This window comes from Microbacterium capsulatum, assembly GCF_030865425.1.
In the GTDB taxonomy this organism is placed as follows: Bacteria; Actinomycetota; Actinomycetes; order Actinomycetales; family Microbacteriaceae; genus Microbacterium; species Microbacterium capsulatum.
Map to the genome: position 1 here is coordinate 19338 of NZ_JAVFCB010000002.1, position 23796 is coordinate 43133.

The window sequence follows — 23796 nt, forward strand, 5'->3', positions numbered from 1 at the left end:
AAGGAGCGAAACATGAAGAAGTCCCTGCTCGCGGCCGGAGCGGCGCTCGCCGTCGGCGCCCTCGTGCTCTCCGGCTGCTCGTCGTCCGGCAGCGCAGCCGCCGACAGCGGAAAGGTCACCATCACCTACTCGAACTTCATCGCCAACGGAGGCAACGAGAAGAACCTGCAGGCGATCGTCGACGCGTTCCACAAGGCGAACCCCGACATCACGGTCAAGATCACCACCACCGACTACGCGAACTACTTCACCAAGCTGCAGACCGACCTCTCGGCCGGCACCCAGGCCGACGTGTTCGACGTGGACGCCGGCTCGTTCCACACCTACGCCGATCAGGGCGTGCTCGCCCAGCTGAAGGACGTCAAGAGCGCCGCCTACCGCAAGAGCGTGCTCGACACCTATGCCGTCGACGGGAAGCAGTACGGTCTGCCCACCTCGTTCTCCGACGTCGTGCTGTTCTACAACAAGGACCTGTTCGACAAGGCCGGCGTCGCCGTGCCGACCGCGAACTGGACGTGGAAGGACGAGCAGGCCGCCGCGCAGAAGCTGACCGCGGCCGGCGTCTGGGGCGACTACCAGCCGGTGAGCTACTTCGAGTACTACAAGGCGGTCGCGCAGGCCGGCGGCAGCTTCCTGTCGAAGGACGGCAAGAAGAGCGCGTTCAACTCGCCGCAGGGCATCGCCGCGGCCGAGTGGCTGGCGGGCAAGTCCGGAAAGACCATGCCGACCGCGGCGGACGGCGCCGGCACCGCGGACTTCGACACGAACTTGTTCAAGAGCGGCAAGCTCGCGATGTGGCACAGCGGGATCTGGATGTTCAGCACGCTCGGCAAGCTCCCCTTCAACTGGGACGTCGCGGTCGAGCCGGGGGACACCAGCCATGCCAGCGCGATGTTCTCCAACGCCGCGGTCGTCTCCGCGAGCTCGAAGCACGCCGCGGCGGCGCAGAAGTTCGCCGAGTTCCTGACCACGTCCAAGGAGATGGTGCAGACCCGCCTCGACGCCGGTTGGGAGCTGCCCGCGGTGTCGGATGAGGCCGCGCTGAAGCCGTACCTCAGTCAGACTCCGCCGGCGAATCGCCCGGCCGTGTTCGACTCGCTCGAGAAGGTTGCGCTGAACCCGATCCTCGGCCCGAACGCGCAGCAGATCCAGGACGCGGTCTCGAACGCTCTCGGCGAGATCGCTGCCGGCCGACAGAAGGCTGCCGACGCGATCCCCGCCCTCGCGAAGACCGTCGACGGACTCCTCGCCCGGTAAGACCATCGGAGCGGAGCGGCCGCTCGTCACGGCCGCTCCGCTCCCGACACACGAAAGCATCCCGTGATCGCGAATCCTGTCATCGTCTCCGAAGAGCGCCTGCGCGCGCTCGCCGTGGAGAGCGTCCGGCTCATCAACGACCTGCAGACCGAGGAAGGGGCGTATCCCGCCAGCCCCCGCTTCTCCGCCTACGTGGGCTACTCCTGGCTCCGCGATGGGGCCTTCATCGCCGACGGCATGTCGGCGGTCGGCGAGGCCGCCTCGGCGGAGCGCTTCTTCGACTGGTGCGCCCGGGTGATCACCGCACGTCGCGCGCAGATCGAAGAGGTCGTCGCGCGCGCGCATGCGGGCACTCCGACCCCCGACGGCGAGATGCTCCCGACCCGCTTCACGTTCGCCGGCGGCGAGGGGGGCGACGACTGGTGGGACTTCCAGCTCGACGGCTACGGCACATGGATCTGGGCTCTCGGCGCGCATCTGGAGCGCGCTCCGCAGGACTCCGCCCGATGGCGCGAGGCCGTCGAGCTGACCGTCGATTACCTCACCTCTTCCTGGCAGCGGCCCTGTTACGACTGGTGGGAGGAGCATTCGCAGCACGTGCACGGGTCGACCCTCGCCGCCATCTCGGCCGGACTCCGCGCGGCTCTCGGAATGGCGGCGATCGACGGCGTCCGGGCGCGCGAGGCCCGGACGGCGATCGACGCGATCGCGGAGCGGATCCGTGTCGAGGGCGTCCACGAAGGGCATCTCGCGAAGTGGCTCGGCAGCACGGCGGTCGATGCATCGCTGGCATCCGCGCTCGCGCCGTTCGGGCTGGTCGACCCCGCGTCGGACATCGGGGCACGCACCCTGGACGTGCTCGACCGGCACCTCACCGTCGACGGCGGCACCCACCGCTACCTCGGCGACACCTTCTTCGGCGGCGGCCGGTGGCCGCTGCTGAGCTGCTTCCTCGGGCTTGCTCATCACCGAGCCGGGAACGCCGCGCGGGCGAGAGAGCTGTGGCTGTGGGCGGCCTCGACCGCGACCGATGCCCTCGAACTGCCCGAGCAGGTCGACGGGCACCTGCTGGCCCCCGGCATGCGGCAGGAGTGGATCGACCGCTGGGGGAGCGTGGCGACCCCGCTGCTGTGGAGCCACGCGATGTTCCTCCGTCTCGGCGCCGAGCTGGAAGGAGACGCGCGATGATCCGTCACAGGCCTCACGGTTCCGGCCACCCCTACTCGGTCGACACGGAACAACGATCGCCGGTCGTTCCCGAGGTCGGTCAACACGTCGTGCTCGGTGTGCGGGCCGACGCGCGAGCGATCGCGGTGCGCTGCGACCTCGAATTCCGCCCCGACGGCGGGGAAACGGACGTACAGGAGATCCCGCTGGCGAGGGTCGCGCAGACCTCGCGCGGTCGCACGGTCGACGGCGGGCACTTGGCCTCGGCGGCAGGCAGGCTCGCACGCAGCCAGGGCGGCTGGAGCGTCCGCATCGACGATCTGCGCGACGGCGGCGCGTACAGATACCGTTTCGTCGCGTCCCGGGAGGACGGATCCGAGGAGCGTACGGCCTGGCACGAGTTCTGTGCGGCCCGGTGGATCGCGGCGCCGGATGCGCTCGTCGTGCACGGCGCGTCCCGGCTCACCGCGGACGTCGCCGAGGTGCTTCACGACGGGGAGCGCGCATGGCGGGTGCGGTTCGGGCTGCGTCTGGAGGAAGGGGAGCGCGTCGCCGGGTTCGGCGAACGCTATGACCGGATCGATCAGCGCGGCACGGAACTGGACGCCGTCGTGTTCGAGCAGTACAAGAGCCAGGGCGCGGAGCGCAAGACCTACCTGCCCATGCCGTTCGCGCACGTGGTGGGCGGATCGGGGTGGGGCTTCCACGTCGACACCACCCGGCGCACCTGGTACGACGTCGGCGCGACCCCCGAGGGCGTGCTCGCGGTCGAGGCCGAGATCGGCCCGGACGGCCGGATCGTCGTCCGCTTCTTCGACGGCGACCCGACCGCCGTGCTGGGTGCCTTCCTCGACGGCGTCGGCCGGGCGACCGAGTTGCCGGACTGGGTCTTCCGGCTCTGGGCCAGCGGCAACGAGTGGAACACTCAGGCCGAGGTCATGCGGCAGATGAACCTGCACCGGGAGTACGGCATCCCGGTGGGATCCGTCGTCATCGAGGCCTGGAGCGACGAGCGCACCTTCACCGCGTTCCGCGACGCCCGGTACGAGATCACGGAGGACGGCGCGCCGCACCGTCTCGCCGACTTCACCTTCCCGGCCGACGGCGCCTGGCCGGACCCCAAGGGCATGGCGGACGAGCTGCACGCGCGCGACATCCGGCTGCACCTCTGGCAGATCCCGCTCATCAAGATGCGCCCGCACCCTCAGGGGCAGCTGGCCGCCGATGCACGGGGTGCGATCGAGGCGGATGTGCTGATCCGGGAGCCCGATCCGCGTGGGCGCCTGAGGCCGTATCGCAACCGCGGCTGGTGGTTCCCGCTGTCGCTCATGCCGGATCTCACCGACCCCCGCGCCGCGGCATGGTGGACCGAGAAGCGCCGCTACCTCGTCGAGGAGGTCGGCGTGGACGGATTCAAGACCGACGGCGGCGAGCATGCCTGGGGTCGTGAGCTGGTGTATCTGGACGGTCGGCGTGGCGATGAGAAGAACAACACGTTCCCGGTCGCGTACGCGAAGGCGTACGGTGATCTGCTCGAGTCCGCGGGGCGCGCCCCGGTGACGTTCAGCCGTGCCGGATTCACCGGATCCCAGGCGCACGGCGCGTTCTGGGCGGGGGACGAGAACTCGACGTGGGAGGCGTTCCGATGGTCGATGATCGCCGGTCTGAACGCCGCAGCGTCGGGCATCGTGTACTGGGGGTGGGACATCGCCGGCTTCTCGGGCGAGATCCCGGACGCTGAGTTGTACATCCGGGCGATGCAGGCGTCGGTGTTCGTGCCGATCATGCAGTATCACTCGGAGTTCAACCATCACAGGTCGCCGTCGCGCGACCGCACCCCGTGGAACATCGCCGAGCGGACCGGAGACGACCGGGTCCTGCCCCTGGTGCGCGCCGCCGTGGAGCTTCGCGAGAAGCTCGTGCCGTATCTGTCCGTCGCGGCGCGCGAGGCGGTGAGGACGGACCGGCCCCTCATGCGGCCGCTCTTCTTCGATGCGCCGCAGAATGCCGAGGTGTGGGACGCTCCGCTCTCCTGGCTGCTCGGCGACGACATCCTCGTCGTGCCGGTGCTCGAGCCGGGGGTCGAGAAGATCGACCTGCTGCTGCCCGTCGGGTCGTGGCTCGAGGTGCGCACCGGGACGGTGCACACCGGGGGAGGGCGGGTCTCCGTCGAGACCCCGATCGAGTCGATCCCCGTGTTCGTCCGCGAGGGCGCGACGGTGAGCGAGGCGCTGCGCTGACGCCGCGACGGTCCGCTCGGCCAGGAGCGCCCCGATCCTGCGACGCGGGGGAACACGGCGTCGGAGACCCGGCACGATGGGATCCCTAAATGGTTTGAAGTCAGACCATTGACATCTGATCTTCCGCATTGCGAGAATCGCTGCACACGCTCCCTCCACTGAAAGCAGGCAGCATTCCATGAGCGAAACGACAAAGGCGCCGGCATCGCACCCGATCGACGACGACGCCGCAGCCCTGGCCGCGCTGGGCTACAAGCAGGAACTGCACCGGGGGATGTCGGGGTTCAGCAACTTCGCCGTCTCCTTCTCGATCATCTCCATCCTCGCGGGGTGCATCACCTCGTACTCCATCGCGCTGAACTCCGGCGGCCCGTCCGCGATCACGATCGGCTGGCCGCTCGTCGGCGTGTTCGTGCTCATGGTCGCCCTGGCCATGGCCGAGGTGTGCTCGAAGTACCCGACGGCGGGCGGCCTGTACTTCTGGGCCGGCCGTCTGGCGAAGCGGAACAAGCGCCAGTGGGCCTGGACGGTCGGCTGGTTCAACTTCCTCGGCGAGGTCGCCGTGACCGCGGCGATCGACTTCGGGGCTGCGACGACCATGATGGCGTTCGCGAACCTGGTCTGGGGCGTCGAGCCCTCGGCGGCCAGCACGTTCGGACTCTTCGTCGTCCTGATCGTCGTCCACGGGCTGCTGAACACCTTCGGCGTCAGCATCGTCAGCCTGCTCTCCAACGTCTCGGCGTGGTGGCACATCATCGGCGTGCTGGTCATCGTCGGCGCGTTGTGGATCATGCCGACCCACCACCAGGAGGTCGGCTGGACCTTCACGCACTGGTACAACGGCACCGGCTGGTCGTTCGGCCCCTACGTCTTCCTCATGGGCCTGCTGATGGCCCAGTACACGTACACCGGCTACGACGCGTCCGCGCACGTCGCCGAGGAGACGAAGAACGCCTCGATCGCCGCCCCGAAGGGCATCGTGATGAGCGTCGTGATCTCGATCATCGGCGGATGGATCCTGCTGTTCTCGATCACCGCGGCCATCCAGGACGGCAGCGACAAGGGCATCGCGGGGCTCCTGACCTCGGCGACCGGCCTGCCGCCCGCGCAGATCTTCCTGGACGCGCTGAACAACCCCGTGATGGCGAAGTTCCTGCTGTTCATCGTGTGCGGCGCGCAGTTCTTCTGCGGCATGGCGTCGGTGACCGCGAACTCCCGGATGAGCTACGCGTTCTCCCGCGACAACGCGATCCCCGGATCCCGTCTCTGGGCCAAGGTGAACAAGCGCACCGGCACGCCGACGAACTCGATCTGGCTCTGCGTGGTGCTCTCGATCGTCCTGACCACGCCGGCGCTGTTCAACACGACCGCCTACCTCGCCGTCACCTCGGTCGCGGTGATCGGCCTGTACATCGCCTACGTGACCCCGGTGTTCCTGCGCCGGCTGGACAAGAGCTTCGTCCCCGGCCCGTGGAACCTCGGCCGGTGGAGCACGGTGGTCGGCTGGATCGCGGTGGCCTGGGTGATCCTGATCATCATCCTGTTCGTGCTGCCGCCGGTGACCCCGATCACGATCGACACGTTCAACTACGCGCCGATCGCCGTCGCCGTGGTCGCGGTCCTGTCGATCGTGCTGTGGTACGCCTATGGCAAGCGGGATTTCATGGCCTCGAGCGCGGAAGCCGAGCACCTCACCATGGCGCCCGAGAAGCTCCTGGAGGAATGACCACCGCATGACCGACACGATGGATTCCCCTCTGGTGGACGCGGCGCTGCACCCGGTCCGCGGGCACATGGCCTTCGAGAGCTGCGTGGAGCAGCTGGGATCGGCCATCCGGCTCGGGATCTTCCGGGTGGGGACGAAGCTCCCCGGCGAGCGTGAACTCGCCGAGAAGCTCACCGTCTCCCGCGCCACCCTCCGGGAAGCCATCAGCGCCCTCCGCGCCGCCGGGCTCGTCGCCACGACCCGGGGGCGCGGAGGGGGCACGGTCGTCCTCCCCGCGGCGGACCACTGGCCGGCCGCACCGGGCGGGGACCAGCCGCCGCGGCGGGCCGAGATCGACGACGTGATCGTGTTCCGCTCCGTCATCGAGCCGGGGGCCGCCTACCGGGCGGCGCTCACCCCGCTGGACGAGGCGCAGCGCAGGCTCCTCACCGACAGTCTCGCCGATCTCGCCGCCGCAGAGACCCCGGCCGACTACCGCCAGGCGGACGCCCGCCTGCACCTCGCCATCGCCACCGTCTGCGGATCGGACGAGCTCGCCCGGTCCTGCAGCGCGGTGCAGGTGCGGATCCATCAGCTCCTCGCCGAGATCCCGTTCCTGAAGACCAACATCGAACACTCCGAGACCGAGCACCGCGAGATCGTCGCGGCGATCCTGGAAGGCTCCGCCGACCGGGCCCGCGACATCATGACCGTGCACTGCGACGCCACCGCCGCACTCCTCAAGGGACTCCTGAAATGACAGACACCGTTGAAATGAGCGTTTCCCGCATGACCGCATCGACCTTCGACGTCCCCGTCCGCAACGACCGCATGCTCAGCGTCGAGCAGCTGCGCGGACGGATCCTGGACGGCTCCATCGACACCGTGATCCTCGCGTTCACCGACATGCAGGGGCGCCTGCAGGGCAAGCTCCTGCACGCGCGGTTCTTCCTCGACTCGGTGCTCGGGCACGGCACCGAGGGGTGCAACTACCTGCTCGCCGTCGACGTCGAGATGAACACCGTCGACGGCTACGCGCACGCCAGCTGGGCGGACGGATACGGCGACATGGAGTTCGTGCTCGACCTCGCCACGATCCGGCTCCTCCCGCACCGGCCCGGCAGCGCCATGATCCAGTGCGACCTCGCCGGGACGAACGGGCAGCCGGTGCGCGTCTCGCCGCGCGGGATGCTGCGCGCGCAGACCGAGCGCGCCGCGCTGCAGGGCTGGAAGGCCGTCGCCGGCACCGAGCTCGAATTCGTGATCTTCAACACGCCGTACGACAAGGCCTGGGACTCCGGCTACCGCGATCTCGAGCCGGCGAACCGGTACAACATCGACTACTCGATCCTCGGATCCACGCTCGTCGAGCCGCTGCTGCGCGACATCCGCAACACGATGTACGGCTCGGGGCTCACGGTCGAGTCGGCCAAGGGCGAGTGCAACTTCGGCCAGCACGAGATCGCGTTCCTCTACGACGACGTCATCGCCACGGCCGACAACCACGCGTACTACAAGACGGCGGCGAAGGACATCGCCCGCCAGCACGGTCAGTCGATCACGTTCATGGCGAAGCCGAACCAGCGCGAGGGCAACTCCTGCCACGTGCACATGTCGCTGCGCGGGCTGGATGACTCGCTGGTCTTCTGGGATGCCGAGCGCGGCACGCGTTCCGCCCTCTACGACCATTTCATCGCCGGCGTGCTCGCGACCATGCGCGACTTCACGCTGTTCTACGCGCCGAACATCAACTCGTACAAGCGGTTCGTGAAGGGATCCTTCGCACCCACCTCGGTCGCGTGGGGCGCGGACAACCGCACCACCGCGGTGCGCCTGGTCGGCCGGCGGGCGGGCGCCCGCATGGAGAACCGCCTGCCCGGGGGCGACATGAACCCGTACCTCGGGCTCGCCGCGATGCTCGCCGGCGGCCTGTACGGCATCGAGCACGAACTGCCGCTCGAACCGGAGACGAAGGGCAACGCCTACGAGTCGGGAGCGCCGGTCGTGCCGACGACCATGCACGAGGCACGGGAGGCGCTCGCGCAGTCCGCGATCGCGCACGAGGTGTTCGGCGAGGACGTTGTGCGCCACTACGTCAACTACGCCGACGTCGAGATCCAGGCGTTCGACGCCGCGGTCACCGACTGGGAGCTGCGTCGCGGATTCGAGAGGCTGTGAGTATGAGGATCCCTTCTTCCCGCTACGGCGCGGCCGGCGCCTTCACCGTCCTCAACCCCGCGACCGGGCGGCCCGTCGCCGACGTCGGCCTCGCGGACCTCGCCGAGACCGACGTCGCGATCGAGCGGGCGCACCGCGCCTACCCGTCCTGGCGGGCGATCGCGCCGGGGGAGCGCGCCCGGCTGCTGCGCTCCTTCGCGAGCGTCGTCGAGGCGCACATCGACGAGCTCGCCGCCCTCGAGGTCGCCAACGCAGGGCACACGATCGGCAACGCCCGCTGGGAGGCCGGCAACGTCCGCGACGTGCTGAACTACTACAGCGCGAGCCCCGAGCGGCACTTCGGCAGGCAGATCCCGGTGCCCGGCGGCATCGACGTCACCTTCCACGAGCCGCTGGGCGTGGTCGGGATCATCGTGCCGTGGAACTTCCCGATGCCGATCGCGGGCTGGGGCTTCGCGCCCGCGCTCGCCGCGGGCAACACGGTCGTCCTGAAACCGGCCGAGCTGACCCCGCTCACGGCGATGCGCCTGGGGGAGCTCGCCCTCGAGGCCGGCCTGCCGGAGGGCGTGTTCACGGTCATCACGGGCAAGGGTGGCGTGGTCGGCGACCGCTTCGTGACGAACCCGCTGGTGCGCAAGGTGTGCTTCACGGGATCCACCGAGGTGGGCAAGGGGATCATGCGCGGCTGTGCCGACCAGGTCAAGCGGGTCACGCTCGAGCTCGGCGGCAAGAACGCGAACATCGTCTTCGACGACGCCGACCTCGAGGCGGCGGCCGCGGCGGCGCCCGGCGGCGGCCTCGACAACGCCGGCCAGGACTGCTGCGCACGCTCGCGGATCCTGGTGCAGGACAGCGTGTACGAGCGGTTCCTGGAGCTGCTGCAGCCGGCGGTCGAGGCGTTCCGGGTGAAGGATCCGATGGCCTCGGACGCGGAGATGGGCCCGATGGTCTCGGCGAAGCAGCGCGATGCGGTCGCGGCGCACCTGGACGGCGCGGACATCGCCTTCCGCGGGCGGAGCGAGACGGGCGCCGAGCACGACGGCGGGTACTGGCTCGCCCCGGCGGTCGTCCTGCCGCGCAGTGCCGCCGATCCGGTGTGGTCGCAGGAGCTGTTCGGCCCGGTGCTCGCGGTCATGCCGTTCCGCGACGAGGCCGACGCGATCGCGAAGGCCAACGACACCGAGTACGGGCTGTCGGGTTCGATCTTCAGCCGTGACGTCGGCCGCGCCCTGCGCGTCGCCCGCGGCGTGGAGAGCGGCAACCTGTCGATCAACTCGCACTCCTCGGTGCGCTACTGGACCCCGTTCGGCGGGTTCAAGCAGTCCGGGCTCGGTCGCGAGCTCGGACCGGACGCGCCGGACTCCTTCTCCGAGGTGAAGAACGTCTTCATCTCGACCACCTACTGACTCTCTGAACCTCCAGCGAAAGGCGACACAGGAATGGGAAAGCTCGAAGGCAAGGTCGGTGTCATCACCGGCGGCTGCAGCGGCATCGGACTGGCGACGGCGAAGAAGTTCGTCGCCGAGGGGGCGAGGGTCGTCATCGGCGACCTCGACGAGGCCAACGGCCCGCGGATCGCCGAGGAGCTCGGCGGCGTGTTCGTGAAGGTGAACGTCACCGATCGGACCGAGGTGGAGAACCTCTTCGCGGTCGCCAAGGACGCGTACGGCCGGATCGACATCGCCTTCAACAACGCCGGCATCTCGCCCGCCTCGGACGACTCGATCCTGAAGACCGGGATCGACGCGTGGAACCTCGTGCAGGACGTCAACCTCACCAGCGTCTACCACTGCTGCAAGGCCGTGCTGCCGTACATGCTCGAGCAGGGCAGCGGATCCATCATCAACACGGCCTCGTTCGTCGCGATCATGGGCGCCGCGACCTCGCAGATCTCCTACACGGCGTCGAAGGGCGGCGTGCTCGCGATGACCCGCGAGCTCGGCGTGCAGTTCGCGCGCAAGGGGATCCGCGTCAACGCGCTCTGCCCGGGACCGGTGAACACCCCGCTGCTGCAGGAGCTGTTCGCGAAGGACCCGGAGCGCGCCGCCCGCCGTCTCGTGCACGTGCCGATGGGCCGCTTCGCCGAGCCCGAGGAGATCGCGAACGCGGTCGCCTTCCTCGGCAGCGACGAGTCCAGCTTCATCACCGCGATGGACTTCCTCGTCGACGGCGGCCTGTCGAACGCGTACGTGACGCCGCTGGAGAGCGACTTTGACTGACGCTCCCGTCATCGGGATCACGACCTACCGCCAGGCCGCCGACTGGGGCACCTGGCGGCAGGTCGAGGCCGACCTGCTGCCGAGCGACTACGCGCGCTCGATCGAGCGGGCCGGCGGCGTCCCGGTGCTGCTGCCGCCGATCGCGTCGGCCGGGGCGGCGGCGGCCGTGCTCGCCCGGCTGGACGGGATCCTCATCGCGGGCGGGGCCGACGTGAACCCCGCCCGCTACGGGCAGGATCCGGACCCGAGCGTGGTGCGCTGGTACGACGACCGCGACGCGTGGGAGCTCGCCCTCCTGGCCGAGGCGGAACGGATCCGGCTGCCGCTGCTCGGCGTCTGCCGGGGCATGCAGCTCATGGCGGTGGCTGCCGGCGGATCCCTCGTGCAGCACCTCCCCGACGTGGTCGGCCACGACCGGCACGGCGGCGGGCCGACCTCGTACGGCTCCGTCGAGGTGCGGGTGGACGCCGGCGGCCGGGTCGCCGGACTCGTCGCGCCCGCGCTCGCGGTTCCGGTGCACCACCATCAGGCGGTGGCGGAGCACCCCGGCTACCGTGCGGTCGCGCACGACGGGGACGGCGTGCTGCAGGCGATGGAGCAGGACGGCGAGCGCTTCGCGGTGGGCGTGCAGTGGCACCCCGAGACGGACGACGACCCGGCGCTCTTCGACGGGCTGGTCGCGGCGGCGAGGGAGCGGATGCGGGCCCGCTGAACGATCGCTCCCGAACGATCCCTCCGATCCGGCTCCCGCGGCGTGGGGGCCCGGTCCGGCCGCGCCCCGGCGGCTATGATCGAGCGAGCACGACGAAGCAGGAGAACTGGTGGCGAAGAAGACGAAGGACGACACACCGATCGGACCGACCGGGCGTCCCTATCAGGGCTTCGCCATCCCCGCACCGCTGAAGGCGCACGGCCCCGCGCGCATCATCGCGCTGTGCAACCAGAAGGGCGGCGTCGGCAAGACGACCACCTCGATCAACCTGGCCGCCGCCTTCGCGGAGTACGGGCGCAAGGTCCTCGCCGTCGACTTCGACCCGCAGGGCGCGCTGTCGGCGGGCCTCGGGATCCCGACCCACGACATCCCCACGGTCTACGACCTGCTCCTGGACACCAGGCGCGACGCGCATGACGCGATCGTGCACACGCACGTCGACGGCCTGGACCTCATCCCCGCGAACATCGACCTGTCCGCGGCCGAGGTCCACCTCGTCAACGAGGTCGCCCGCGAGACGATCCTCTCCCGCGTGCTGCGCCAGGTGGCGGGGGAGTACGACGTCATCCTCATCGACTGCCAGCCGTCCCTGGGGCTGCTCACGGTGAACGCCCTCACCGCCGCGCACGGCGTGCTGATCCCGCTCGAGTGCGAGTTCTTCGCGCTGCGCGGCGTCGCGCTGCTCATCGAGACCATCGACAAGGTGCGTGATCGCCTGAACCCGTCGATCACCCTCGACGGCCTGCTCGCCACGATGTACGACGCCCGCACCCTGCACTCCCGCGAGGTGCTCGAGCGTGTGGTCGAGGCGTTCGGCGACGACGTCCTGGAGACTGTGATCGGCCGCACCGTGAAGTTCCCCGACGCCTCCGTGTCGGGCGTGCCGATCACCGAGTTCGCGCCGGAGCACCCCGCCGCACAGGCGTATCTGCGACTGGCGCGGGAGCTGGTCGCCCGTGGCGCCGTCGCCTGAGGACCTCACCGAGCCGGTCGAGGGGCCCGAATCCGGGTTCCGGGTCTCCCTGTCGAACTTCGACGGACCGTTCGACCTCCTTCTGAACCTCATCTCGAAGCACGAGATGGACATCACCGAGGTGTCGCTGAGCAAGGTCACCGACGAGTTCATCACGTACCTCCGCGAGCTCGGCCCGGACGAGGACCTCGACGAGACGAGCGAGTTCCTCGTCGTCGCGGCGACGCTGCTCGACATGAAGGTCGCGGGGCTGCTGCCGCAGGGCGAGCTCGTCGACGCCGAGTCCGTGGCGCTGCTGGAGGCACGGGATCTGCTGTTCGCGCGGCTGCTGCAGTACCGCGCGTTCAAGGAGGTCTCCGCCTGGTTCGCGCGCTCTCTGCAGTACGAGGACCGGCGCCACGCGCGCGCCGCCCGCCTCGACGAGAAGCACCGCAGCCGCACGCCCGAGCTGGTCTGGACGCTCAGCGCAGGCGACTTCGCCACCCTCGCGCTCATGGCCTTCGCGCCGAAGGAGATCCCGACCGTCGGGCTCGACCACCTGCACGCGCCGCTCGTCAGCATCCGCGAGCAGGCCGCGATCGTGGTGTCGCTGCTGCGCAGCGCGGAATCCGTGACGTTCCGTGAGATCGTGGCGGGGGCTGTCGAGCCCGGGATCGTGGTGGCGCGCTTCCTCTCCGTGCTCGAGCTGTACCGGCATGCCGCGCTGTCCTTCGAGCAGCTCGAGCCGCTCGGGGAGCTCACCCTGCGCTGGTCCGCCGAGCACTGGTCCGACGAGATGCTGGCGACGTTGGGAGCCGACTATGACCGATGACACCACGACCACGGAACAGCCGCTCACCGAGCAGCTCGAGGCGATCCTGCTCATCATCGACGAGCCGCACAGTCTGGTCTCCCTCGCGGCAGCGGTCGGCGCCCCCGTGCCCGCCGTGCGCCAGGCGATCGAGTCGCTCGTCGAGGAGTACGACGGACGGGGCCGCGGGCCGCGGCGGGGCTTCGAGCTGCGCGAGGTCGGCGGCGGCTGGCGGCTGTACGTCCGCGACGAGTACGACGACCTCGTCGCCGAGTTCGTCGGCGGCCAGGCCCCGGCCCGGCTGTCGCAGGCCGCGCTCGAGACGCTCGCCGTGATCGCCTACAAGCAACCGGTCACCCGCAGCCAGGTCGCCTCGATCCGCGCCGTGAACGTCGACTCCGTCGTGCGGACGCTTCTCGGCCGCGGGCTCATCACCGAGCTCTTCCAGGACTCCGAGACCGGCGCGATCAACTACGGCACGACCGACGCGCTGCTGCAGAACCTCGGCATCAACTCGCTCGACGAGCTGCCGCCGATCTCCCCGCTGCTCGATGACGGCGCCGACGGCTTCGACGAGAGGACCGCCCGATGACACCCGCCCCTTCGACAGGCTCAGGGACCGAGCCCGCATCCGAGCCCGAGGGCGTGCGCCTGCAGAAGGTGCTCGCGAACGCGGGCGTCGCCTCCCGGCGCGTGATCGAGCAGTACATCGTGGAGGGACGGATCCGCGTGAACGGATCCGTCGTCACCGAGCTCGGCACCCGGATCGACCCCGAGACCGACCTCGTCGACGTCGACGGCACCGCGGTGCAGCTCGACACCGGCAAGCGCTACGTCATGCTGAACAAGCCCACCGGGGTCGTCAGTTCGATGAAGGACGAGAAGGGCCGGCCCGACCTGCGCCGGTTCACGAAGGACTACGAGGAGCGGCTCTACAACGTCGGGCGCCTGGACGCGGAGACGAGCGGGCTGCTCATCCTCACCAACGACGGCGACCTCGCGCACGTGCTCGCGCACCCGTCGTTCGGCGTGACCAAGGTGTACATCGCCAAGGTCGAGGGCACGGTCACGGCGCAGACGATCGCGAAGCTCACCAAGGGCGTCGAGCTCGAGGACGGGCCGATCGCCGCCGACAAGGCGCGGCTGCTGGACTCGTCCCGCGGGTCCAGCCTCGTCGAGCTCACCCTGCACTCCGGACGCAACCGGATCGTGCGCCGGATGCTGGCCGCGGTCGGGCACCCGGTCACCGAGCTCGTACGCCGGCAGTTCGGCCCGCTGCACCTGGGAACCCTCCCGGCGGGGAAGAGCCGCGAACTGACTAAAATCGAACTCGGCGCGCTTCTGACCCTGTCGCGCCAGGATTCGGCTGCTGACGGCGCGACCGATCGAGCCGGCCATCCAGACGCGCAGGAGAACGAGTGAGTGACACGAGCAGGACGCCGATCGAGCGTGCCGCGCGGCTGTCCGGGACGATCCGGATCGTCGGCGCGGGGCTTCTCGGCGCCAGTATCGGCCACGCGCTGACCGCGAAGGGCGTCGACGTCGCCCTCGCCGACACGTCCCCGGCGCAGCTGCGCCTGGCGGTCGACTACGGCGCCGGCCGGGCCGCACGCGACGACGACGCGCCCGCGCTCGTCGTGGTAGCGGTGCCACCGGACGTCACCGCCGCCGTCATCGAGGCCGAGCTCGACCGCTTCCCGGGCGCTGTCGTGACCGACGTCGCGAGCGTCAAGCTCGAGCCGCTGCGCGCCCTGCGCGAGCGCGGCGTCGACCTCACCCGCTACATCGGATCCCACCCCCTCGCCGGACGCGAGCGGGGCGGCGCGATCTCCGCCCGGGCGGACATCTTCATCGGCCGCCCCTGGGTGGTCTGCCGCGACGAGGAGACCCGCCCCGCGGACCTCGCCCTCGTCGAGGACCTCGCCCTGGACCTCGAGGCGATGCCGCTCGAGATGACCCCGGAGGAGCACGACCGCGCGGTCGCCCTCACCTCGCACGTGCCGCAGGTGGTCGCGAGCCTGCTCGCCGCCCGGCTCGCCGATGCGGACGACGGATCCCTGCGCCTCGCCGGCCAGGGCGTGCGCGACACCACCCGGATCGCGGCCTCCGCGCCCGAGCTGTGGGTGCAGATCCTCGGCGCCAACTCGGCGCCCGTCGTCTCCGTGCTCGACGCGCTCGCCGCGGACCTCGCCGAGGTCGCCGACGCGCTCCGCGAGCCCGACCGCGCCGGCTCCCGCCGCACGGTCGCCGAGGCGATCCGGCATGGCAACGAGGGCGTCGAGCGCCTCCCCGGCAAGCACGGGCAGAATCGCCGCTTCGACCAGTTCGTGGTCATGGTCGACGACACATCGGGCCAGCTCGGGCGACTGTTCGGCGACCTCGGCGAGCTCGACGTCAACGTCGAGGACCTGCGCCTGGAGCACTCGCCCGGGGCGCAGTTCGGCCTCGCCGAGATCAGCGTCGTCCCGGCCGCCGTGCGCGGCGCCGTCGAGGGCCTCGAGGCCAGAGGTTGGCGGATTGCGAGCATGCCCGATGACTGACCCTTCGACCGACGCCGCGCCCTTCATCGTCGCGATCGACGGCCCCGCCGGATCCGGCAAGTCCAGCGTCTCCAAGGCCGTCGCGCGCCGGCTCGGCTACGGCTACCTCGACACCGGCGCCGCCTACCGCGCCCTCGCCTGGCACGTGCTCGAGCGCGGCGCCGACACCGCCGACGAGGACGCCGTGCTCGCGGCCGCCGCCGACTTCCCGTTCGGCCAGGGGCTCGACCCGGACGACCGGCTCGTGCTCGTCGGCGACGTCGACGTGACCGCCGCGATCCGCGAACCCCGCGTCTCCGGCGCGGTCAGCGGCGTGGCCCGCGTGCCCGCGGTGCGGGTGCAGGTGAACGACGCGTTCCGGCGGATCGTGGCCGAGTCGGCCTATCCCGCCGTCGTCGTGGAGGGCCGCGACATCACGACCGTCGTCGCGCCCGACGCACCGGTGCGGATCCTGCTCACGGCGGCGCCCGAGGTGCGCGCGGCCCGCAGGGCGGGCGAGCTCGCCGGGCACGATGCCTCCGCCGTGGCGGCCGCGCTGCACAGGCGCGACGCGACGGACAGTGCGGTGGTGGACTTCCTCACCGCGGCCCCGGGTGTGGAGGTCGTCGACTCCTCCGACCTGGACTTCGACCAGACCATCGATGCCGTGCTCGCCGTGATCCGGCGCCTGGCATCGCCCCAGCAGCAAGGAACCCACAATGGCTGACGACGAATACGAGGGCGGCGAAGACCGCCTCGCCGAGAAGCTGGACGCGATGGACGAGGAGCTCGTCGAATCGCGCGCCGCGACCCTGCGTGCGGGCCTCGAGGACTACGACCTCGACGAGGACGACGCCGAGCTCCTCGCCGGCCTCGTCTCCGGCGAGGACGGCATCGAGTTCCTGCCGGCGCTGCCGGTGGTGGCGATCGTGGGCCGGCCGAACGTCGGCAAGTCCGCGCTCGTGAACCGGATCCTGGGCCGCCGCGAGGCGGTCGTCGAGGACACCCCCGGCGTCACCCGCGACCGGGTGACCTACAAGGCCGAGTGGCTGGACCGGAAGTTCACGCTCGTCGACACCGGCGGCTGGGAGCCCGACGCCAAGGGCATCGACCGCTCGGTCGCGGCGCAGGCCGAGGTCGCGATCGACCTGTCCGACGTCGTGCTGTTCGTCGTCGACGCGATGGTCGGCGCCACCTCGACCGACGAGTACGTCGTCAAGCTGCTGCGCAAGAGCGGCAAGCCCGTCTTCCTCGTCGCGAACAAGATCGACGACGCCCGGCAGGAGCCGGAGGCCGCAGCGCTCTGGAACCTCGGCCTCGGCGAGCCCTACCCGGTGTCGGCGATCCACGGCCGCGGCGTGGCCGACCTGCTCGACGCGATCATGGAGAAGCTGCCCGACGTGTCGGCGGTCGCGAAGGCCGAGATCGGCGGGCCGCGCCGCGTCGCGATCCTGGGCCGGCCGAACGTCGGCAAGTCGTCGCTGCTGAACAAGGCCGCGGGGGAGGAGCGGGTCGTCGTCAACGACCTCGCCGGCACCACCCGCGACCCGGTGGACGAGATCGTGGAGCTCGGCGGCAAGATGTGGCGCCTCGTCGACACCGCCGGCATCCGCCGCCGCGTGCACCTGCAGCAGGGCGCGGACTTCTACGCCTCGCTGCGCACCTCGGCCGCGCTGGAGAAGGCCGAGGTCGCGGTCGTCGTGCTCGACGTGAGCCAGTCGATCAGCGTGCAGGACCTGAACATCATCGACATGGTGCTCGAGTCCGGCCGCGCGCTCGTGCTCGCGTTCAACAAGTGGGACCGCCTGTTCGACGACGACATGGAGAACCAGGACCGTCGCCGCTACCTCGAGCGCGAGATCGAGCAGGACCTGGCGCACGTCGCCTGGGCGCCGCGCGTGAACATCTCCGCGAAGACCGGCCGCCACCTGGACAAGCTCGTCCCGGCGCTCGAGACCGCGCTGGCCAACTGGGACCGCCGCATCCCGACCGGCAAGTTCAACGCGTTCCTCACCGAGCTCGTCGCGGCACACCCGCACCCGCTGCGCGGAGGCAAGCAGCCGCGCATCCTGTTCGGCACCCAGGCGGCGACCCGTCCGCCGACATTCGTGCTGTTCACGACCGGTTTCCTGGACCCGGGCTACCGCCGGTTCATCCAGCGGCGCCTCCGCGAGCTGTACGAGTTCGAGGGCACGCCGATCGTGATCAACATGCGCGTCAGGGAGCGCCGCCAGCGCTGATCCGGTCTTCGCCTGGATCCGCGCTCTTCCGGGCCGGCCGGGGCAGAATGGAGGCGGATGCCGCAACGCCGTGGCATCCGCCGATTCCGCCCACAAGGCCTTCCGGAAGAGACTGCGATGACGCACACCCTGCCCCTGCCCGATTTCACGCACGAACGCGTGGAGGTGATCACCGGCCGGCGCAGCGGGCTCTTCATCGCCGTCGCGCTGCACTCCTCGGTGCTCGGATCCGCGCTCGGCGGCGCCCGGCTGTGGACGTATCCGCACTGGAGCGACGCGCTCGGCGACGCGCTGCGGCTGTCGGCCGCGATGACGCTGAAGAACGCGGCCGCGGGCCTGGATGCCGGTGGCGGCAAGTCGGTGATCCGGCTCGCGCCGGGCGAGACGCTCGACGCGGATCGCCGCCGCGCCGCGTTCCTCGACCTCGGCGACGCGGTCGAGCTGCTCGGCGGCGCCTACCGCACGGCGGAGGACGTGGGCTCGACGACCGACGACATGCTCACCGTGAGCGAGCGCACCGCGCACGTCGTCGGCCTGCCGTCGGCGGTGGGCGGCTCGGGCGAACCCGCAGGCCCGACCAGCCTGGGCGTGTACGAGTCGCTCAAGGCCGTCCTGGAGCGCACGACCGGATCCGCCGACACCGCAGGGCGCCGCGTGACGATCTCGGGTCTCGGCCAGGTCGGCGGTCGTCTCGCGCAGCGCCTCGCCGACGACGGCGCGGTGCTCACGGTCACCGACATCAACCCGGCGCGGCAGGCGTTCGCCGCCGGGCTCGGCGCGACCTGGGCCGAGCCGGGGGCGGAGCACCTCGTTCCCGCGGACGTGTTCGTTCCGGCCGGGATCGGCGGCCTGCTCACCGACGAGGTCATCGACGCGCTCGACGTGAAGGCCGTGTGCGGCCCGGCGAACAACCCTCTGGCGGATCACTCCGGCGCCGAGCGGCTCGCCGGCCGCGGGATCCTGTACGCGCCGGACTTCGTGGTGAACGCCGGCGGCGTCATCTACCTCGACCTGGAGGCCAAGCGGATCGGCACGACCGAGGAGATCATGGCCCGGGTGGCCGGGATCGGCGACACGGTCCGCCGGATCCTGCACGACGCCGAGGAGCGCGGGATCACCCCGCTCGCCGCCGCAGAGGAGCTCGCCGCGGCGCGGCTCCGCGCCGGGGCTGCCGCGGGCGTGCGCTGAGTCCGGGTCGGCCGGTGCGTGCGCGCGTCGCGTTCGCGCGCGACGGATCGCGACGTCGTGCGCGCCCGGCCGGGTGGGCTGTGGAAAGGTGGAGGGGTGACGATCGTTCCCCCTCCGTCCGGCGAGCCGCCGCCCCTCACCGGCCCGCGCAACAGTGGCGACGTCTGGGTGGTCGCGGGGACGGGTGAGCGCTACTGGGGCCGTTACGGCGCTGCGGGGCTGCTCGTGCACGATGCGGACCGGGGTGTGCTGCTGCAGCATCGCGTGGGATGGAGCCACTTCGGCGGCACCTGGGCGCTGCCGGGCGGTGCGCTGCACGACGGCGAGTCCCCGCGGGATGGCGCGATCCGGGAGGCGCAGGAGGAGGCGGGGGTTCCGCACGGATCCGTGCGCGCCCGGTTCGAGAGCGTGCTGGACCTGGAGATCTGGAGTTACACGACCGTCGTCGCGGACGTCGTCGTTCCGTTCGAGCCGGTGATCAGCGACCCGGAGAGCCTGGCCCTGGAGTGGGTCCCGGCGGACGAGGTGGCGTCGCGGCCTCTGCACCCGGGCTTCGCGGAGGCGTGGCCGATGCTGCACGCGCTGCTCGGCGTGCGACCCGTGGTCGTCGTGGATGCGGCGAACGTGGTGGGATCGGTCCCCGACGGCTGGTGGAAAGATCGCGCAGGAGCCGCGGCGAGACTGCGCGACCGCCTGGAGGCCTGGGCGCACGCCGGCACACCGGCGTCGAAGCTGGGTCTGGGCGCGACCCGTTGGCACCCGTGTGTGGTGCTGGTCGTGGAGGGCGAGGCCCGGGGCATCGATGACGTGCCGGAGACGGCCGTGGGGATCCGCCGGGCGCCGGGTGCCGGAGACGACGAGATCGTGCGCGTGGCCGAGGAGCGCGCGGCCGCGGGGGATCGGGTTCTCGTCGTGACGAGCGACCGCGGTCTGAGCGCCCGGATCGCGGCTCTTTCGCCGACCGGCGAGGTCGAGACGCGGCCGGTGCACTGGATGCTGGACCAGCTCGGCCAGGGGTGAGGGCGACGCCGTCGGCACGTGCGGTGCGTCGCGTGCGCTCTCGCCGGGCCGCGCTATGCCTGCGCCCCGTCAGACGAACATGACCCGGCGCGGAGCGCGGTCGAGGTGACTCCGCCCGAGTGGGCTGATCCAGTCCACGATCCCGCCTGGTCTGGTGAGAGCGGTCCAACGGTAGGCGTCATCGATGTCCGGGTGCTTCAGTGCGTGGTGGGCTCGGCAGAAGTGACTGAGATTGCCGATGTCCGTCGGCCCGCCGCGGGAGTGCTCGAGGTTGTGGTCGACGTCGCAGCGGGACGGCGGGACACCGCATCCGGGGAACCGGCATCGCTGATCCCGTGCGCGGAGGTACCGGCGCATCGACGCGGTCGGGGTGTAGCCGTCGGTCTCGGTGACCATCCCGGTCGGATCGAGGAAGAGCCGGCTCCATCCGCTGGCGCGCCCCGCGAGTTCGCGAGCGAGGTCGGGGTGCAGCGGACCGTGTCCGTCGAGCTCGGCCAGGCGATCGTCCGCACCGAGCAGCGTCGTCGCGGCGACCGTGACCTGCACGTGAGCGGTGATCCGGTCGAGACCCTCGCCGAGGCAGCTGCTGGGTGCCGCGGCGAGGAGCAGGTCGGCGAGGACGTCGGCGCGGACCTGATCCATCGTCCGCGGATCGGCTTCGGCAGGGGATCCGCTCGCCCCGCGGGCGAGATCGGGATCCGCAGGATCCGTCATGAACGCGCTCGCATCGTCGGGAATGCGGATGCCGAGCAGGGAGAGATCGTCCTTGGCGAACCAGCCGAGTTCATCGTCGACCGGGCCGAGAGGCTCAGGCACGAAATCGGGGCCCTCGAGCTGGGGGTGGTCGAGGTCAGCGGTCGCCTCACCATGGGCCGGAGCGGCCATCACGCTGCGCGCGAGCCGCGTGAGCCGGTCGTGGATCGCGACGGCGTAGACCTCCGGCAGCACCGCGGTGAGCAGGGCCAGCCCGTCTTCGAGCGGACGGATCGTGACGCAGCGTTCCTCCGCCGCACGCTCATGGCGTTCGCGAAGGGACTCCTGGGCCAGCGCCGCGGCGACCTGCCGTGCGTGCACGCGGGTGCGCGAGGGCGAGTCCTGCTCCGCGACGGTGAGCACCGCGGCCTCGTACAGGGCGAATGCCTCCTCGCCGAGCCGTCGGTTGACGACGGCATGCCGGACCGGCGCGGACGCGTTCACGACCTCACGGACATGCGCCGAGGAGACCCGGCCCTCGCGCAGCGCCGCGTGGAGTTCGGGGAAGCGCTCGGCCATCGCCTCGGCATCGGCGAAGGCCAGCTCCACGGTGCCCTTCGCGAGGTGCCCGGCCGCCGCGTATTCGGCGATCATCGACCGGCGGACCACGTCGCGATGATGGGGGTGCTCGCGCACGTCGTCATCGAACAGCGCCGACCGACGCCCGAGCAGATCCGCCGCGCGCCCCTCCAGTCGGGCGATCTCCGCCCTGGTCTGCACCCACTCGTCCAGCAGCGCATCGCGGTTCGCGAGCGGAGGAGGAGTGAGGTTCGACATGACTCCAGTTTAGAACATAAATACGAATCTGGGAAGGGGTGTGGACGACTCCCCAACCGAATTCCGTTCAGTCCCGCTCCCGACCCCTCAGTCGGTCGATGTCCCGGCGTTCGCGTTTCGTCGGCCGTCCCGCGCCCCGGTCGCGGAGACCCGCGGCGGCCATCGGATCCCTCGCCGGAGTGCGGTCCTCCGCGGCGACCGCCGCGAGCGGTGCGCCGACCCGCTTCACGAGCGTCTGGCGGACGATCAGGATCCGGTCGAAACCACTGATCCGGATCCGCAGCTCGTCGCCGATCTTCACGGTCTGCGCGGCCTTCACCCGCTCGCCGTTCAGGCGCACGTGCCCGGCGCGGCAGGCGGTCGTCGCCGCGGAGCGCGTCTTGAACACCCGGACCGCCCAGAGCCAGCTGTCGATGCGGACGGGGCCGCTCGCCCACGGGTCGGCGTTCATCGGCGGAAGATCCTCGGTCGGCGCAGCGCGATCAGGGCGCCGGCGACGATGAGCCCCTGCCCGATCGTGTATGTGACCATGACCATCGGGCTTGTCCAGTCGGGCATCGCGGCGGGTTCGAAGAGCCGGAACGCGAGGATCGAGTCGCTGGCGAGGAAGAACGCCCCGCCCCACGCGATCATCGGACGGCACCGGGCCGATGTGGCGGCGGTGCCGGCGAGGACGATCCCGTATGCCCCCACGGCGATCAGCAGCGATCCGGTGTGCGGTCCGAGGATGACCATCATCAGGATCCACCAGGCCGCGTACCCGAGCGTCCACAGCGGGTATCGCTGGACACGCAGATGCCGCAGGAACAGCACGATGTACGCGACGTGCGCGACGCCGAAGAAGCCGAGCATGAGCGGCAGCTCGGGCGCCGCCGGGAAGAACAGGCCGGCCTCGTCGCCCAGCCAGGAGAAGAACAGTGCGGCGAGCAGCAGGATCACCGCACGGCGCGGCCCGAGGCGCTTCCACGCCAGCAGCACCGGCAGGGCCAGCAGGGGCATGAGCAGCGCCTTCGTGGGCGTCGTGAGCGGCCCGTGCGTCGCGTTCGAGATCACGTGGATCACCGACACGACGATGTACGGGATGAACGGCCACAGGGCGCGAAGTCGGGTGCGGCTCTGCATCACCCCATCGTAGGATCCGGGCGGGCCGGCACCCGCGAAGGCTGTCGCGGCGCGGCTATCCATCGAGGGACAGGCTCACCAGGGGGCGCCCGGACTTCAGATGTCCGACGACCGAGAACCCGGCCGAGACGAATGTCGAGAGCGCTCCGTGGAACAGATCGTTCGTCGACACCTGCACCTCGGCCGTGTCGATCGGATAGCCCTCGATGCTCCGCGCCCCGGATTCCCTCGCGTACTCCACCGCGGTCTTCAGGAGCGCCGCATTCAGGCCCTTGCCCCGATGCTCGCGCCGCACGGAGAAGCAGCTCACCGCCCAGACGCGGTCGTCATCGAGCGGCTCCGGCGTCGCCGCGGCGATCGCGCGCGTGTAGACGAGACGTGCCTGCGCGGGCCGTGGCCCGATCCGGATCCAGCCCGCCGGATCGCCGTCGACGTAGGCGACGATGCCCGGCGGTGGACCCGCAGTGATCTCGTCACGGAGCATCTCGACGCGCTGATCCTTCGTCGTCGCGTTCCAGTCCTTGCTGCGCAGCATCGGCCAGACGCACTGGCAGGAGGCACCGTCGCCGCCCCCGGTGAGCGCGCGCTGGACGTCGTCCCACTCGGCGGGCGTCGCGGCCCTCGTCGTGATCGTGGTCATGCCGGCACCCTACGCCCCGGGTCCGACATCGCCTCGAGCGCGCGACGGAACCCGCGCCGCGCCCGGCCGTGTCGTGCGTTCGCGGACGCCCTGTGAGTCGGCTACGATGGGGGAGTTGCCCGCGCTCCGGCGCGGTCGTCCACGGGCTGTGGCGCAGCTTGGTAGCGCACTTGACTGGGGGTCAAGGGGTCGCAGGTTCAAATCCTGTCAGCCCGACAGAAAGCCTCGGTGAGAACCCAAATCTCACCGGGGCTTCGTCGTATTCGCAGTGAGTTCGGCGTGGTCCTCCTCAACGC

The 23796-nt window shown here is 70.7% G+C and carries 22 protein-coding genes and 1 tRNA gene; 19 read left to right on the top strand and 4 right to left on the bottom strand.

Annotated elements, in window-relative coordinates:
* Window positions 1-12 precede the first annotated feature (12 nt).
* The 18 genes from RBR11_RS02985 (at window position 13) to RBR11_RS03070 (ending at window position 20208) form a co-directional block, all read left to right on the top strand.
* Window positions 13-1257, top strand: coding sequence for an ABC transporter substrate-binding protein (locus RBR11_RS02985; protein ID WP_308487819.1), 1245 nt, complete (start codon window positions 13-15; stop codon window positions 1255-1257).
* Window positions 1258-1320: 63 nt separating this feature from the next.
* On the top strand, window positions 1321-2445 hold the full coding sequence (locus RBR11_RS02990; protein ID WP_308487820.1) for a glycoside hydrolase family 15 protein: 1125 nt from the start codon (window positions 1321-1323) through the stop codon (window positions 2443-2445).
* Complete coding sequence (locus RBR11_RS02995; protein ID WP_308487821.1) at window positions 2442-4664, top strand: glycoside hydrolase family 31 protein; 2223 nt, start codon at window positions 2442-2444, stop codon at window positions 4662-4664. The genes RBR11_RS02990 and RBR11_RS02995 overlap by 4 nt, the downstream gene beginning before the upstream one ends.
* A 178-nt stretch (window positions 4665-4842) precedes the next feature.
* On the top strand, window positions 4843-6390 hold the full coding sequence (locus tag RBR11_RS03000) for an amino acid permease (RefSeq protein ID WP_308487822.1): 1548 nt from the start codon (window positions 4843-4845) through the stop codon (window positions 6388-6390).
* A gap of 7 nt (window positions 6391-6397) precedes the next feature.
* The gene (locus RBR11_RS03005) at window positions 6398-7129 is read left to right on the top strand and encodes a FadR/GntR family transcriptional regulator (RefSeq protein WP_308487823.1); all 732 of its coding nucleotides are present in this window, start codon (window positions 6398-6400) and stop codon (window positions 7127-7129) included.
* A 29-nt stretch (window positions 7130-7158) separates the two neighbouring features.
* On the top strand, window positions 7159-8547 hold the full coding sequence (locus RBR11_RS03010; RefSeq protein WP_308487824.1) for a glutamine synthetase family protein: 1389 nt from the start codon (window positions 7159-7161) through the stop codon (window positions 8545-8547).
* Between the two features lie 2 nt (window positions 8548-8549).
* On the top strand, window positions 8550-9953 hold the full coding sequence (locus tag RBR11_RS03015) for an aldehyde dehydrogenase family protein (protein WP_308487825.1): 1404 nt from the start codon (window positions 8550-8552) through the stop codon (window positions 9951-9953).
* Window positions 9954-9986: 33 nt separating this feature from the next.
* The gene (locus RBR11_RS03020; protein ID WP_308487826.1) at window positions 9987-10766 is read left to right on the top strand and encodes a 3-oxoacyl-ACP reductase; all 780 of its coding nucleotides are present in this window, start codon (window positions 9987-9989) and stop codon (window positions 10764-10766) included.
* Window positions 10759-11478: a gamma-glutamyl-gamma-aminobutyrate hydrolase family protein gene (locus tag RBR11_RS03025; protein ID WP_308487827.1), complete on the top strand. Its 720-nt coding sequence runs from the start codon at window positions 10759-10761 to the stop codon at window positions 11476-11478. The genes RBR11_RS03020 and RBR11_RS03025 overlap by 8 nt, the downstream gene beginning before the upstream one ends.
* Window positions 11479-11584: 106 nt before the next feature.
* Window positions 11585-12451 (top strand): ParA family protein, encoded by an 867-nt coding sequence (locus RBR11_RS03030; protein ID WP_373889767.1) that lies wholly within the window; start codon window positions 11585-11587, stop codon window positions 12449-12451.
* Complete coding sequence (locus RBR11_RS03035) at window positions 12435-13262, top strand: segregation and condensation protein A (RefSeq protein WP_308487829.1); 828 nt, start codon at window positions 12435-12437, stop codon at window positions 13260-13262. The genes RBR11_RS03030 and RBR11_RS03035 overlap by 17 nt, the downstream gene beginning before the upstream one ends.
* Complete coding sequence (scpB, locus tag RBR11_RS03040) at window positions 13252-13833, top strand: SMC-Scp complex subunit ScpB (protein WP_308487830.1); 582 nt, start codon at window positions 13252-13254, stop codon at window positions 13831-13833. Before RBR11_RS03035 ends, scpB begins: the two co-directional genes overlap by 11 nt.
* Window positions 13830-14663, top strand: coding sequence for a pseudouridine synthase (locus RBR11_RS03045; RefSeq protein WP_308487831.1), 834 nt, complete (start codon window positions 13830-13832; stop codon window positions 14661-14663). Before scpB ends, RBR11_RS03045 begins: the two co-directional genes overlap by 4 nt.
* On the top strand, window positions 14660-15781 hold the full coding sequence (locus RBR11_RS03050) for a prephenate dehydrogenase (protein WP_308487832.1): 1122 nt from the start codon (window positions 14660-14662) through the stop codon (window positions 15779-15781). The genes RBR11_RS03045 and RBR11_RS03050 overlap by 4 nt, the downstream gene beginning before the upstream one ends.
* A complete protein-coding gene (cmk, locus tag RBR11_RS03055) occupies window positions 15774-16487 on the top strand; it encodes a (d)CMP kinase (RefSeq protein WP_308487833.1) in 714 nt (237 codons plus the stop codon). Before RBR11_RS03050 ends, cmk begins: the two co-directional genes overlap by 8 nt.
* On the top strand, window positions 16480-18000 hold the full coding sequence (der, locus tag RBR11_RS03060; protein ID WP_308487834.1) for a ribosome biogenesis GTPase Der: 1521 nt from the start codon (window positions 16480-16482) through the stop codon (window positions 17998-18000). Before cmk ends, der begins: the two co-directional genes overlap by 8 nt.
* Window positions 18001-18117: 117 nt before the next feature.
* The gene (locus RBR11_RS03065) at window positions 18118-19188 is read left to right on the top strand and encodes a Glu/Leu/Phe/Val dehydrogenase family protein (protein WP_308487835.1); all 1071 of its coding nucleotides are present in this window, start codon (window positions 18118-18120) and stop codon (window positions 19186-19188) included.
* Between the two features lie 96 nt (window positions 19189-19284).
* Window positions 19285-20208: an NUDIX domain-containing protein gene (locus RBR11_RS03070; protein ID WP_308487836.1), complete on the top strand. Its 924-nt coding sequence runs from the start codon at window positions 19285-19287 to the stop codon at window positions 20206-20208.
* A gap of 69 nt (window positions 20209-20277) precedes the next feature.
* On the opposite strand, the gene RBR11_RS03075 is transcribed toward RBR11_RS03070, so the two are convergent.
* The 4 genes from RBR11_RS03075 to RBR11_RS03090 all read right to left on the bottom strand — a co-directional run bounded on the left by RBR11_RS03075 (window position 20278) and on the right by RBR11_RS03090 (window position 23500).
* Window positions 20278-21738 (bottom strand): HNH endonuclease signature motif containing protein, encoded by a 1461-nt coding sequence (locus RBR11_RS03075; protein ID WP_308487837.1) that lies wholly within the window; start codon window positions 21736-21738, stop codon window positions 20278-20280.
* Window positions 21739-21805: 67 nt separating this feature from the next.
* Window positions 21806-22189 (bottom strand): RNA-binding S4 domain-containing protein, encoded by a 384-nt coding sequence (locus RBR11_RS03080; RefSeq protein ID WP_308487838.1) that lies wholly within the window; start codon window positions 22187-22189, stop codon window positions 21806-21808.
* A complete protein-coding gene (locus tag RBR11_RS03085) occupies window positions 22186-22860 on the bottom strand; it encodes a lysoplasmalogenase (protein WP_308487839.1) in 675 nt (224 codons plus the stop codon). Before RBR11_RS03085 ends, RBR11_RS03080 begins: the two co-directional genes overlap by 4 nt.
* A gap of 55 nt (window positions 22861-22915) precedes the next feature.
* Window positions 22916-23500 carry a GNAT family N-acetyltransferase gene (locus tag RBR11_RS03090; RefSeq protein ID WP_308487840.1) on the bottom strand — a complete coding sequence of 195 codons (585 nt, stop codon included), beginning with the start codon at window positions 23498-23500 and terminating at the stop codon, window positions 22916-22918.
* A 142-nt stretch (window positions 23501-23642) separates the two neighbouring features.
* Here RBR11_RS03090 and RBR11_RS03095 point away from each other — a divergent pair.
* Window positions 23643-23716, top strand: a tRNA-Pro gene (locus RBR11_RS03095).
* Window positions 23717-23796 lie beyond the last annotated feature (80 nt).